Source organism: Thermomonas flagellata (assembly GCF_022419185.1).
In the GTDB taxonomy this organism is placed as follows: Bacteria; Pseudomonadota; Gammaproteobacteria; order Xanthomonadales; family Xanthomonadaceae; genus Thermomonas; species Thermomonas flagellata.
This window is the reverse complement of sequence record NZ_JAJOZK010000006.1, coordinates 106,820-118,449: the sequence shown is the minus strand read 5'-3', so window position 1 is coordinate 118,449 and position 11,630 is coordinate 106,820. Positions and strand designations below refer to the sequence as shown.

13 protein-coding genes and 1 tRNA gene are annotated in these 11,630 nt (G+C 74.0%); 6 read left to right on the top strand and 8 right to left on the bottom strand.

What is annotated here, in order from left to right:
- Window positions 1-27: 27 nt before the first annotated feature.
- On the top strand, window positions 28-447 hold the full coding sequence (locus ML340_RS07470; protein WP_240098268.1) for a hypothetical protein: 420 nt from the start codon (window positions 28-30) through the stop codon (window positions 445-447).
- Window positions 429-1,226 (top strand): TrmH family RNA methyltransferase, encoded by a 798-nt coding sequence (locus tag ML340_RS07465; protein ID WP_275672673.1) that lies wholly within the window; start codon window positions 429-431, stop codon window positions 1,224-1,226. The genes ML340_RS07470 and ML340_RS07465 overlap by 19 nt, the downstream gene beginning before the upstream one ends.
- A gap of 7 nt (window positions 1,227-1,233) precedes the next feature.
- Here ML340_RS07465 and ML340_RS07460 read toward each other — a convergent pair whose 3' ends face one another.
- The 4 genes from ML340_RS07460 to ML340_RS07445 all read right to left on the bottom strand — a co-directional run bounded on the left by ML340_RS07460 (window position 1,234) and on the right by ML340_RS07445 (window position 4,190).
- Window positions 1,234-2,664, bottom strand: coding sequence for a M28 family peptidase (locus ML340_RS07460; RefSeq protein ID WP_240098264.1), 1,431 nt, complete (start codon window positions 2,662-2,664; stop codon window positions 1,234-1,236).
- 77 nt (window positions 2,665-2,741) lie between these two features.
- Window positions 2,742-3,146: a large-conductance mechanosensitive channel protein MscL gene (gene mscL, locus ML340_RS07455; protein ID WP_240098262.1), complete on the bottom strand. Its 405-nt coding sequence runs from the start codon at window positions 3,144-3,146 to the stop codon at window positions 2,742-2,744.
- Window positions 3,147-3,180: 34 nt separating this feature from the next.
- Complete coding sequence (locus ML340_RS07450) at window positions 3,181-3,915, bottom strand: fumarylacetoacetate hydrolase family protein (protein WP_240098260.1); 735 nt, start codon at window positions 3,913-3,915, stop codon at window positions 3,181-3,183.
- The gene (locus ML340_RS07445) at window positions 3,912-4,190 is read right to left on the bottom strand and encodes a hypothetical protein (RefSeq protein WP_240098258.1); all 279 of its coding nucleotides are present in this window, start codon (window positions 4,188-4,190) and stop codon (window positions 3,912-3,914) included. The genes ML340_RS07450 and ML340_RS07445 overlap by 4 nt, the downstream gene beginning before the upstream one ends.
- A 143-nt stretch (window positions 4,191-4,333) precedes the next feature.
- On the opposite strand from ML340_RS07445, the gene ML340_RS07440 reads away from it, so the two are divergent.
- On the top strand, window positions 4,334-4,666 hold the full coding sequence (locus ML340_RS07440) for a Rieske (2Fe-2S) protein (RefSeq protein WP_240098256.1): 333 nt from the start codon (window positions 4,334-4,336) through the stop codon (window positions 4,664-4,666).
- Here the strand turns inward: ML340_RS07440 and ML340_RS07435 are convergent.
- The 4 genes from ML340_RS07435 to thiS form a co-directional block, all read right to left on the bottom strand.
- Window positions 4,663-6,501: an SLC13 family permease gene (locus ML340_RS07435; protein WP_240098254.1), complete on the bottom strand. Its 1,839-nt coding sequence runs from the start codon at window positions 6,499-6,501 to the stop codon at window positions 4,663-4,665. The two genes, ML340_RS07440 and ML340_RS07435, sit on opposite strands and share 4 nt — an antisense overlap.
- A 58-nt stretch (window positions 6,502-6,559) precedes the next feature.
- Window positions 6,560-7,294 (bottom strand): tRNA (guanosine(46)-N7)-methyltransferase TrmB, encoded by a 735-nt coding sequence (trmB, locus tag ML340_RS07430; protein ID WP_240098252.1) that lies wholly within the window; start codon window positions 7,292-7,294, stop codon window positions 6,560-6,562.
- Window positions 7,295-7,296: 2 nt separating this feature from the next.
- The gene (locus ML340_RS07425; protein WP_240098250.1) at window positions 7,297-8,091 is read right to left on the bottom strand and encodes a thiazole synthase; all 795 of its coding nucleotides are present in this window, start codon (window positions 8,089-8,091) and stop codon (window positions 7,297-7,299) included.
- A 70-nt stretch (window positions 8,092-8,161) separates the two neighbouring features.
- On the bottom strand, window positions 8,162-8,362 hold the full coding sequence (thiS, locus tag ML340_RS07420) for a sulfur carrier protein ThiS (RefSeq protein WP_240098248.1): 201 nt from the start codon (window positions 8,360-8,362) through the stop codon (window positions 8,162-8,164).
- 186 nt (window positions 8,363-8,548) lie between these two features.
- Between thiS and ML340_RS07415 the strand changes: the two genes are divergently transcribed.
- From ML340_RS07415 to rimK, 3 genes are all read left to right on the top strand, one after another.
- The gene (locus tag ML340_RS07415) at window positions 8,549-10,402 is read left to right on the top strand and encodes an autotransporter domain-containing protein (RefSeq protein WP_425608295.1); all 1,854 of its coding nucleotides are present in this window, start codon (window positions 8,549-8,551) and stop codon (window positions 10,400-10,402) included.
- A 63-nt stretch (window positions 10,403-10,465) separates the two neighbouring features.
- Window positions 10,466-10,539 (top strand) — tRNA-Gly (locus ML340_RS07410).
- A 106-nt stretch (window positions 10,540-10,645) separates the two neighbouring features.
- A complete protein-coding gene (rimK, locus tag ML340_RS07405) occupies window positions 10,646-11,563 on the top strand; it encodes a 30S ribosomal protein S6--L-glutamate ligase (protein ID WP_338064421.1) in 918 nt (305 codons plus the stop codon).
- The last annotated feature ends 67 nt before the right edge of the window (window positions 11,564-11,630 follow it).

Here is an 11,630-nt window from a genome sequence, read left to right as displayed (position 1 = left end):
GTCCATCCATCGTCCACGGGGCCGGGGATGGCCGCGATCGACACCCGCGGGCGGCCGCTGCCGCCGCAACTGGTCGCCGCGCTGCGGCGCGGCGACCGCCTGACCGCACTGCGCCTGATCCGCGAGACCTACGGCAACGACCTCGACCTGGCGCAGGCGATGCAGATCCTCGAGGGGCATCTGCGCGCGCTGGCCGGGCAGGCCGGCGGCAAGGCGGCCAAGGCCGCGCAGCGCGCAGCCCACGCGGCCAGTCAGGCCGGAGCGGAGGCCGCGCCGGCGGAGCAGGCCGCGCGCGCCGCGCTGGCGACCGCCAAGGCGCGCACGCAGCACGGGCTCACGGCCGGGCGTCCGCCGACGGTGATGCCGGGTGACCGCCCGGGCGGGATGCGCTGGCTGCTGCTGGCACTGGCCGCGCTCGCCGCCGCGGCCTGGTGGTGGCTGCGGTGAGCGAGCGTCCTGCACGCCCGGCACGCCCGCGTGCGCCTGCGCGCGGCGCCGGCGAGGAACTGCGGGTGTACGGCCTGCACGCGGTCGAGGCGGTGTTCGCGCACCGGCCGCAGGCGATCCGCAAGCTCTACCTCGCGCCCGCGCGTATCCCGCGCCTGCAGCCGCTGTTGAAATGGTGCGTGGCGCAGCGGATCGGCTACCGGGTGGTGGAGGACGCCGACCTGCAGCGGCTGGCCGGCAGCGCGCACCACGAGGGCGTGGTCGCGGACGTGCGGCGCGCGCCGCCGCGGGCGCTGGCCGACTGGCTGGCCGCGCGCGCGCCTGGCCCGCAGTGCGCACTGTGGCTGGACGGAGTCGGCAACCCGCACAACCTCGGCGCGATCCTGCGCAGCGCGGCGCATTTCGGAGTCGGCGCGCTGCTGCTGCCGCCGGCGTCCACGCTGGCGCTGTCCGGCGCGGCGGCGCGGGTCGCCGAGGGCGGCGCGGAGGCGGTGCCGCTGGTGCGGCTGCCGCCGGCGGAAACTGCGATCGCGCAGTTGCGCGCGGCCGGCTTCCGGCTCGCGGCGACCGTGGTGCGCGGCGGCGCGGATCTGTTCCGCACGCCGTTGCCAGCGCGGCTGGTATACGTGCTCGGCGCGGAAGGGCCGGGGTTGGCCCCGGCGCTGGCCGCGGCCTGCGACCTGCGGCTGTCGATCCCCGGCAGCGGCGCGGTGGAGAGCCTGAACGTGGCCGCCGCGACCGCGGTGCTGCTGGCGCAGTGGGCGGCGCGCGCGGCCTGAACCGCCGTCACTTCGATGCGGCGGGGGGCGCGGGCTTCGGCGCACTGCCGAAGCCGCCGTCGGCGTCCGCTGCCAGATAGGCGAAGGTGGCATACGCAGCGACATTCTGCGCCAGCGCCGCCGGATCCACTTTGTCGAGCGTGTCGTCCGGGGTGTGGTGGAGGTCGAAGTAGTCGGTGCCGTCCTGCGCCAGCGCGGCGCAGGCCATGCCGACCGCCTGCAGCGGGCCGAGGTCGGGTCCGCAGGATTCGCCCTCGCTGCGCAGCGCGATCCCGAGCGGCGCCAGCGCCTGCGCGATCTGCGCCACCGCGGCCTGGGCCTGGGCCGGTACCTTGGCCGAGAAGGCATAGATGCGGCCGGCGCCGAAGTCGCTCTCGGCCCCGAGCTGGATGCGCCCGACTTCGCCGCGGTGCGCCTCGGCGTAGGCGCGGCCGCCCCACAGGCCCTGCTCCTCGTTGGCGAAGGCCACTACCCGGATGCTGCGCGCCGGCCGCTGCGCCGGCGGCAGGCGTGCGATCAGGTGCGCGGCCGCGGCGGTGATCGCGACCCCCGCGCCGTCATCGATCGCGCCGGTGCCGAGATCCCAGGAATCCAGGTGGCCGCCGATCAGCACCATTTCCTGCGGCAGGCGGCGCCCGCGCACCTCCCCGATCACGTTGTAGGAGGTCGCCGTGCCATCCCAGCCGCAGTCCAGGCGCATGCGCACCCGCACCGGCCCGCGCGCGAGCAGGCGCGCGAGCTGGTCGGCATCGGGCGCGGACAGCGCGGCCGCCGGCACCGGCACCAGCCCGGGCTCGAAGCGGGTCATGCCGGTGTGCGGCAGCCGGTGCGAGTCGGTGCCCGCCGAGCGCATCAGGTAGCCGATCGCGCCGGCGCGGATCGCCGCCGAGGGCCCGGCCGCGCGCACCCGCGCGCCCATCGCATAGCCCTTGCCGTCGCGCGCGCGTTCCATCCGGTAATCGACGAACGCGATCTTGCCGGCCAGGCTGCCGGGCGCGGCCTGCTGCAGCGCCTCCAGGGTCGGGAAGCCGACCACCTCGGCCTCGACCGTGCCGCCCGGGCTGCCGCCAAGCGCAGTGACGTGCAGCGGCTGCGGCGACGGGGCCAGCACCTGCGCCGACTCGCCGCGGCGCTCCCACTTCGGGAAGGTCACCGGCTCGGTCCACACCCGGTCGAAGCCGAGCGCGCGGAAGCGGGCGACCGTCCAGGCCACCGCGCGCGCATCCGCCTCGCTGCCGGCCAGGCGCGGGCCAATCTCGGTGGTCAGCCCTTCCAGCAGGTCCCAGGCGGTGCGGTCCTGCAGCGCCGTCTGCTGCAAGGCCGCCGCGCGCGCCAGCGCCGCTTCGGGGATGCGGGTCGGCGTCGGCGTGCCGGCGAGGACGAGCGTGGCGGCGGACAGCAGCAGGCCGGCGAGGACGGCGGGCGGGCGCAGGCGCATGCACTCAGGCTCCACGGAAGGGAGCCGCGAGTGTGTGCGCGCGCCGGCAGCGCCGGATGTGCCGGAAGTCGGGCGGCTTACTTCTTCAGCGCGTCGCGGATCTCGCGCAGCAGCAGCACCTCTTCCGGCGGCGCCGGCGGGGCGGCCGGCGGTTGCCGGTGCAGGCGGTTGATCGCCTTGACCAGCAGGAAGATGGCAAACGCGATGAGCACGAACTGGACCACGGCATTGAGGAACTCGCCGTAGCCGAGCACGACCGCCGGGATCTCCTTGCCCTCCGGCCCCATGTGCGCGGCCTGCAGGGTGATCGCCAGCTTGGAGAAATCCACCCCGCCGACCAGCAGCCCGATCGGGGGCATGATCACCTTGTCGACCAGCGCCGAGACGATCTTGCCGAACGCGCCGCCGATCACCACGCCGACGGCGAGGTCGATCACGTTGCCGCGCATCGCAAATTCCTTGAACTCGGTCAGCATGCCCATGTGCCGTGCTCCGCAAGGGGGAGTGGGCAGCCTACTACAGCGGCGGCAGCACGGTCCCGTCGCAGGCCAACAGGTCGCCCAGGCGTGCGTGCCAGGTGTCGCCCGGCAGCAGCGGGCCGACCCCGGCCGGAGTGCCCATGAACACTAGGTCGCCGGCGCGCAGGGCATACAGCCCGGCCAGCGCCTGCACAATCTCCGGTACCGACCACAGCATGTCCTGCAGCCGGCCGTGCTGGCGCAGCTGTCCGTTGACGTGCAGGGACAGCGCGAGCGCGGCCGGGTCGCCCACGTCCTGCGCGCGCAGCAGCGGGCTGACCGGGGCGGAGTAGTCGAAGCCCTTGGCGGTGTCCCACGGCAGCCCTGCAGCCTTGGCCGCGGCCTGCAGGTCGCGCCGGGTGAGGTCCAGGCCGATGCCGTAGCCGAACACCAGCGCGGCGGCGGCCTCGGTGGCGAGTGGCCCGGGGCCGGCGTCCGCGCCGAGCGCGACCACCAACTCGACCTCGTGGTGCAGGGCCTGGGTCGCCGGCGGGTAGGGCACCTGCCCGTCCAGCACCAGCGCATCGGCCGGCTTCTGGAAGAACACCGGCGCGCCGCGCTCGGCGGGCGACGCCGGTACCGCCGCGCCCATCTCGCGCGCATGCTCGGCGAAGTTGCGGCCGACGCAATGGATGCGGCGCACCGGGAAGCGGCCGAGCCGCTGCCCGCGGCGGTCGATGACCGGCAGGAACGGGCGCGGCGCGGCGGGGACGAGGTCGGCGTCGGCGCTCATCCGCGCGCCAGCTGCGGCTTGCCCACCACCCGGTAGGCGGCCTGCAGCGGGGCCCGCGCCGGCGCGCGCCCGCGCCAGGCCCGCCAGAGCATGCCGGCGGCGAGCATGGCCAGCCCGAGCACCGCGCTGACCAGCAGCAGCACCGCCAGCAGCGCCAGCCCGACCACGCCCAGCGCGATCCGCAGCGCGCGCTGGCGCGGGCGGCGTGGGCTGGCCCACCCGCCGAGGCGGTACTGGAAGCGACGCAGCAGGGTTTGCAGGGTCAGTCGGGACATCGCGGTCTCACCCATCCGGAAAGGCCTGTCACGGCCGTGACACAATGGCGGCAAGTATCGGCAGATCGCGCGGGGCAGGTGTGAGCAGTTCGTTAAGTGCGCCGGGGGGCGAGGGTGACGGCGGGCACGCTTCCGCGCCGTCCTTGCTGGCCCTCGCGGATTTGCCGCCGGACGCCCTGCGCGAAGTCGAGGCGGTGCTAGACGGCGATGCCGAGTCGCTGATCGTGCACCGCGCCGCCGACGGCGGCGTGCGCGCGTGGCTGAACGTCTGCCCGCACGCCGGGCGTCGGCTGGACTGGGCGCCCGGGCAGTTCCTGCGCGACCGCGCGGGCCATTTGGTGTGCGCCGCGCACGGGGCCAGCTTCGCCCTCGACGACGGACGCTGCGTCGCCGGCCCCTGCCGCGGCGAGGGGCTGCGCCCGGTGCCGGTGCATTGCGCGCAGGGCCGGGTCTGGCTGGGGCCGGAGCCGGTCTAGTAGAGCAGGTTCACCACCGCCACGCTGACCAGCAGGTACAGCAGCGACAGCGGCCCGCCGACCCGCCACAGGTCGCGCGCGGTGTAGTTGGCCGGCCCGCTGACCATCGCGATCACCGGGTTGGAGGCGGTCATCAGGTTGTTGGAGGCCGCCAGCGCCACCACCAGCGCGAACCCGGTCGGGTTGCCGCCCGCCGCGAGGGCGACGTTGATCGCGATCGGCACCATCAGGATGGTCGCGCCGACGTGGCTGATCGCCAGCGAGAACAGGGTGGTCAGCAGCCCGATCAGCAGCTGCAGCAGCCACAGCGGGAAGCCGGCCGGCAGCCGGTCCAGGGTGTGCCCGGCCACCCACGCCGCGGCGCCGCTGGAGTCCATCGCCCAGCCCAGCGGGATCAGGCAGGCCATCAGGAACACCGTCTTCCAGCTGATCGCGGCGTAGGCCTCGTCGATGTGGATCACCCCGGCCACCAGCATCGCCACCACCCCGGCCATCAGCGCGATCGGCACCGGGATGCGGGTGCTCAGCGCCAGCAGCATGGCGCCGGCGAAGATCGCCATCGCGATCTTGAACTTGTGCGGGCGCTGCTCGTCCTTCGGGTAGTCGGTGACCACCACGAAGTCCTTGTCCCGCGCCGCCTGCGCCAGGTCGGTCCACACGCTGTGCAGCACCAGCATGTCGCCGGCGCGGATCGGGATCCGGCGCACGTCGTCGCGCAGCACCTGCTGGTCGCGGTTGATCGCCAGCAGGCTCAGGCCGTACTGCTTGCGCAGGCGCAGCTCGGAGGAGGTCTTGCCGATGAAGCGCGAGGTCGGCGGCACCACCGCCTCGGAGATGCCGGCGCGGCTGGGGTTGAACAGGTCGGCGAACACCCGCAGCCGCGAGGACAGCCGCAGGAACTTGTTCTGCGCGAAGTCGGCCACCGCCGCGCGCGGGCCCATCACCCCGAGCACGCTGCCGACCCACACCCGCGCGTCCGCCGGCGGCGACAGCCGCGACTCCTCGCCGGTGCGCAGCGCCAGCAGCAGCGGCGCATCGTGCAGCGCCTCGATGTCGCCCACGGTCATGCCGACCAGCGGGCTGTCCGCGGTCACCGTCAGCTCGTGGACGTCGCCCTCGATGCCGTACACCCGCGCGAAGTAGCTCTGGGTGCGCGCCGGGGTCACCGCCTCGTCGCCGTCGTCGCGCAGGCGCGCGCTGCCGAAGAACCGGAAGTACGCCAGCGACAGCGCCAGCAGCGCCAGCCCGACCGGCAGCGGCGCGAACATCCCCAGCGGCGCGAGGGTGGCCGCGCCGGAGGGCAGGTTGGCATTGGCCGCCACCAGCAGGTCGTTGAGCAGGATCAGCGGCGAGTTGCCGACCATGGTCAGCCCGCCACCCATCACGATCGCCGCCGCCAGCGGCAGCAGCAGGCGCGACAGGGTCAGCCCGGTGCGCGCGGACAGCCGCGAGGCCACCGGCAGGAACAGCGACATCACCGCCGGGTTCTGCATCAGCGAGCTGGTCAGGCCGGCGGCGCCGCTGGCCAGCAGCAGCAGGCGCGACTCGATCCCGTGCGCGCGCCGCAGCAGCCAGCCGGCCAGGCGGTTGAGCGCGCCGGTGCGGTCGAGCCCGGCGCCGAGCACCATGGTCGCGATCAGGCTCATCACCGCGTTGCCGGCGAAGCCGCCGAAGATGTCCTCGCGCGGGACCAGCCCGGTCAGGCCGAGCACCACCAGCACCGCCAGCGCGACCACGTCCGGGCGCACCCGCTCGAACAGGAACATCACCATGGTGAACGCCACCAGCCCGAGCACCAGCTCCATGTCGGTGGTGAGCGTCAGCGTGGTGTCCATCCCCCTCGTCCGGTCGCGTTAGTCCTGGCCGATCCCCGCGGCGGCGCCCATGCCCGCCTCAGGCGCGGTCGTACAGCAGGTCCCACACCCCGTGCCCGAGGCGCCGGCCGCGCGCCTCGAAATGGGTCTGCGGGCGCCAGTCCGGGCGCGCCACGTGCCCGCGCGGGCCGGCGCGGTTGCGCAGGCCGGCGGTGGCGTCGAGCACGTCCCACATCTGCTCGGCATAGTCGGCCCAGTCGGTGGCCAGGTGCAAGCGGCCGCCCGGCGCGAGCTTGCGCACCACCAGCGCGGCGAACGCGGGGTTGACCAGCCGCCGCTTGTGATGGCGCTTCTTGTGCCACGGGTCGGGGAAGTAGATCCGCACCTCGTCCAGCGCGCCGTCCGCGATCTCGTGCTGCAGCACCTCCACCGCGTCGTGGTGGTAGACCCGCACGTGCCCGAGGTCCTCGCGCGCCAACGCGTTGAGCAGGCGCCCGACCCCGGGCGCATGCACCTCGATCCCGAGGTGGTCGCGGGCGCGGTCCTGGCGTGCCGAGTGCAGCAGCGCCTCGCCGTTGCCGAAGCCGATCTCCAGCACCCGCGGCGCCTGCCGCCCGAACGCGGCGTCGAGGTCGCGCGGGCGGCCGGCGTAGTCCAGCCCGTAGCGCGGCCACAGCTGCGCGAACGCGCGCTGCTGGGCCTCGGTGAAGCGGCCCTGGCGCAGCACGAAGCTGCGCACCCGGCGCTCGCCGTCGGCCACGGTGTAGGGCTTGGGCGGGGCCTTGCGCCCGTCGCTGCGCGCAGGGTCGGTCATCGTCAGCCGATCACTCCGTCCAGCGGCGAGGACGCGCTGGCGAAGCGCTTGCGCGGGATGCGCCCGGCGAGGAAGGCGTGGCGGCCGGCCTCCACCGCCAGCCGCATAGCGTGCGCCATCCGCACCGGGTCGCCGGCGCCGGCGATCGCGGTATTCATCAGCACCCCGTCGCAGCCCAGCTCCATCGCGATGCTGGCATCCGACGCGGTGCCGACCCCGGCGTCCACCAGGATCGGCACCCGGGCGTTCTCCACGATCTCCAGCAGGTTGTAGCGGTTCTGGATGCCGAGCCCGGAGCCGATCGGCGCGGCCAGCGGCATCACCGCCACGCAGCCGATCTCCTCCAGGCGCTTGCACAGCACCGGGTCGTCGCTGGTGTAGGCCATCACCTGGAAGCCCTCGGCCACCAGGGTCTCGGCCGCGCGCAGGGTCTGCACCACGTCCGGGTAGAGCGTGCGCGGATCGCCGATCACCTCCAGCTTGACCAGCGGGTGGCCGTCGAGCAGCTCGCGCGCGAGCCGGCAGGTGCGCACCGCGTCCTCCGCGCTGTAGCAGCCGGCGGTGTTCGGCAGCAGGGTGTAGCGGTCCGGCGGCAGCACGTCGAGCAGGTTGGGCTCGCCCGGGGTCTGCCCGATGTTGGTGCGGCGGATCGCGACGGTGACGATCTCGGCGCCGGCGGCCTCGGTGGCGCGCCGGGTCTCGTCGAGGTCCTTGAACTTGCCGGTGCCGGTCAGCAGGCGCGAGGCATAGGCCTTGCCCGCGATCACCAGCGGGTCGTGGGGGAAAGGGGTGTCCATGCGCGGATTATCGCGCATGCGCCGCGCGGCCGGCGTGCGCCGGGCATGCGCGCCGGCGGACAGCCGCGGCTCAGCCGCCGCCGAGCGCGTGCACGATCTCCACCCGGTCGCCGGCGGCCAGCACCTGGCTGGCGTGCTGTGCGCGCGGGAGGATGCGCCCGTTGAGTTCGACCGCGACCCGCCGCCCGGCCAGGCCGGTGTGTTCGAGCAGGTCGGCCACGCGGGTGCCGGGAGCGACCGGATGCGGCTGTCCGTTGAGCACGATCTCCATGCGCGGATTGTCCCATGCCGGGCGCGCGCCGGCAGCCTCCTGCGCGTCCGGGCGGGGCGCTGCGCGGCGTGACGCGCTGCAGCGTGAGACGATGACGGAACGATGAAACCATTTCACCATGCGCCGTCGTATCGTCCGCGCCCCAACCCGAGGAACCCCATGAAGCCCCGATTCCTGCGCACTGCCCTGGCCGCCGCCCTCGCCCTCGCCGCGCTGCCCCTCGCGGCGCAGGCCGCCGACCGCTCGCCGTTCACCAAGACCATCTTCTTCGGCGACAGCCTGACCGACGGCGGCTACTTCCGCCCCATGCTGATCCAGATGCTCGGCCCGAACGGCGCGCTGGTCGGCCAGTTCACCACCAACCCCGGCTATGTCTGGGCGCAGTACCTGGCCGACTACTACGGCAGCAACGCGCAGCCGGCCTGGACCGGCAACACCACCGCCACCCCGACCCCGGCCTCCGGCAACAACTGGGCGGTCGGCGGCGCCCGCAACGGCACCAGCTACGTCGGCGGCCTCGGCTACACGCCCTCGCTGACCGCGCAGTACCAGGCCTACCTGGCGGCCGGCAACAAGGTCGATCCGGGCGCGCTGTACACCGTGTGGGGCGGCGCCAACGACCTGTTCGCGGTGCAGGCCAACCCGAGCCAGGCGCAGAGCATCATCTCCGGTGCGGTCAGTGCCCAGGTCGGGCTGATCGGCGCGCTGACCCAGGCCGGTGCGCAGTACATCCTGGTGCCGAACATCCCCGACCTCGGCCTGACCCCGTCGGCGCGCGCCGGCGGCGCCGCCGCCATGGCGCAGGGCACCGCCCTGGCCAATACCTACAACAGCGGCCTGTTCGGCGCGCTGGCCTCGGCCAACCTGCGGGTGATCCCGCTGGACACCTTCCACTTCCTGCAGGAGGTGGTGGCCAGCCCGGCTGCGTTCGGCCTGACCAACGTCACCTCGCCGGCCTGCGTCAGCCAGCCGGCCCCGGCCGGGGACTCCTCGCTGTTCTGCAACCCGTACTCGACGGTGCCGGGCGGGGCGACCAACTACCTGTTCGCGGACGGGGTGCACCCGACCACGGCGGCGCAGCGGGCGCTGGCGGATTTTGCGATCTCGGTGATCGAGGGCCCGCGCCAGATCGCGCTGCTGCCGCACTCGGCCGCGGTCACCGGGCGCGCGCGCGCGCAGCTGGTGCAGGCCGCGACCGCCGACTTGCTGGCGCAGGACGGCGACGGCATGCGCTGGTGGGGCAGCCTGTCCGGCGTGCAGCAGCGCTACGGCGCGCCGTTCCACTACGACGGGATCGGCCCGGCCGGCACCTTCGGGGTCGGCTGGCGCAGCGGCAACCTCGCCTACGGCGGGTTCGTGGCCTATGGCCGCCAGGACCAGGATTTCGGCCTGCGCCGCGGCAAGTTCCGCCAGAGCGACGCCAGCCTCGGCGGCTACCTCGGCTGGCGCTCCGGCCCGCTGTGGGCGGACGCCCAGCTGAGCTGGACCAAGCTGTCCTACGACGTGCGCCGGCAGGTCAACCTCGGCCAGGCGGTGCGCGTGCATTCCGGCTCGCCCGGCGGCGACAACCTCAGCGCCGGCGCCGATGCCGGCTGGGAGTTCGGCCAGGGGGCGTTCCGCCACGGCCCGGTGGTCGGCCTGCTGGCGCAGCGGATCACGGTAGACGGCTATGCCGAGAGCGACCCCACTCTGTCCACCTCGCTGGCCTATCCCAAGCAGCGGGTGGACTCGCTGATCGGCAGCGCCGGCTGGCAGGCGAGCTACGCCATCCACGAGGACCTGGTGCCGTATGCGCGGCTGACCTGGGACCACGACTTCAAGGCCAACCCGGCGCAGGCGTTCGCGCAGGCGCAGTCGATGCCGGGCACCCTGCCGTACGCGGTCCCGGGGCAGCCGTTCGACCGCACCTACGCCACCCTGAGCTACGGCGTGCGCAGCCGGGTGCTGGGGCTGGACGTGGCGACCGGCAGCCAGCTCACGGTCGGCCAGAAGGGCGGCAACGACGCCAGCTTCTACCTGACCGTCGGCGGCCGCTTCTGAGGGCCGCAGCCGGCACCGACGGATTGTCAGCGCGGCCAGCGCCGGCTTAGACTTCGCCCCGTCGCGGGTGTAGTTCAATGGTAGAACTGCAGCTTCCCAAGCTGCTAACGTGGGTTCGATTCCCATCACCCGCTCCATGACCGCAAGGGCGGCCCTCCGGGGCCGCCCTTTTCCATGCCGGCCGGGGGCGCCTTCACGCGGCTGCAACCCGTGCGCCGGATGCTGCTGGCGCAAGGCGATGCGATGAAGCTGGCGATCCTCTCCCGCAACGGCAAGCTGTATTCGACCCGCCGCCTGGCCGAGGCCGCGCGCGCGCGCGGGCACAGCGTGCGCGTGCTCGATCCCTTGCGCTGTTACCTCAAGATCGGCGAGGACGGCTTCGAGATGCACTACAAGGGCGCGCGGGTGACCGGCTACGCGGCGGTGGTGCCGCGGATCGGCGCCTCGGTCACCCGCTACGGTTGCGCGGTGCTGCGCCAGTTCGAGCTGATGGGCAGCGCCACCCCGAGCAGCGCGGACGCGATCGCGCGCGCGCGCGACAAGCTGCACGCGCACCAGCTGCTGGCCGCGCAGGGCATCGGCCTGCCGCGCACGGTGTTCGGCGACAACCCGGACGACACCACCGACCTGCTGGCGATGCTCGGGCCGCCGCCGCACGTGATCAAGCTCAACGAGGGCGCGCAGGGGGCGGGGGTGATGCTGACCGAGAAGCTGTCCGCCTCGCGCGGGGCGATCGAGACCCTGCGCGGGCTGTACGCCAACTTCCTGGTGCAGGAGTTCATCGCCGAGGCCAAGGGCGCCGACCTGCGCTGCTTCGTGGTCGGCGGGCGGGTGGTGGCGGCGATGCGCCGGCAGGCGGCCAAGGGCGACTTCCGCTCCAACCTGCACCGCGGCGGCACCGCGCGCGCGGCGCGCCTGAGCCGCGAGGAAGCGGCCACTGCGGTGCGCGCGGCGGCGGTGCTCGGCCTCGGCGTGGCCGGGGTGGACATGCTGCGCAGCCAGCGCGGCCCGCTGGTGCTGGAGGTCAATTCCTCGCCGGGGCTGGAAGGCATCGAGACCGCGACCGGGATCGACGTGGCCGGCTGCATCGTGGACTACGTCGCCGGGCTGGCCGGCGCGCGCCGCAAACGAACCGCGAACGCGGGCTTTACGGACGTTTAATCGCGCCTGCCGCATCGTGTGCATGCCGAGGCCCACTCCCCCGGGCCGTCGGCAGGGCAGCAGTGAC

Bases quoted from the DNA above. Each gene is read 5' to 3' on its own strand.
- ML340_RS07470 (WP_240098268.1), top strand. From the start codon at position 28: ATGGCCGCGATCGACACCCGCGGGCGGCCGCTGCCGCCGCAACTGGTC.
- ML340_RS07460 (WP_240098264.1), bottom strand. From the start codon at position 2,664: ATGCGCCTGCGCCCGCCCGCCGTCCTCGCCGGCCTGCTGCTGTCCGCC.
- mscL (WP_240098262.1), bottom strand. From the start codon at position 3,146: ATGGGCATGCTGACCGAGTTCAAGGAATTTGCGATGCGCGGCAACGTG.
- ML340_RS07450 (WP_240098260.1), bottom strand. From the start codon at position 3,915: ATGAGCGCCGACGCCGACCTCGTCCCCGCCGCGCCGCGCCCGTTCCTG.
- ML340_RS07445 (WP_240098258.1), bottom strand. From the start codon at position 4,190: ATGTCCCGACTGACCCTGCAAACCCTGCTGCGTCGCTTCCAGTACCGC.
- ML340_RS07435 (WP_240098254.1), bottom strand. From the start codon at position 6,501: ATGGACACCACGCTGACGCTCACCACCGACATGGAGCTGGTGCTCGGG.
- trmB (WP_240098252.1), bottom strand. From the start codon at position 7,294: ATGACCGACCCTGCGCGCAGCGACGGGCGCAAGGCCCCGCCCAAGCCC.
- ML340_RS07425 (WP_240098250.1), bottom strand. From the start codon at position 8,091: ATGGACACCCCTTTCCCCCACGACCCGCTGGTGATCGCGGGCAAGGCC.
- thiS (WP_240098248.1), bottom strand. From the start codon at position 8,362: ATGGAGATCGTGCTCAACGGACAGCCGCATCCGGTCGCTCCCGGCACC.
- rimK (WP_338064421.1), top strand. From the start codon at position 10,646: ATGAAGCTGGCGATCCTCTCCCGCAACGGCAAGCTGTATTCGACCCGC.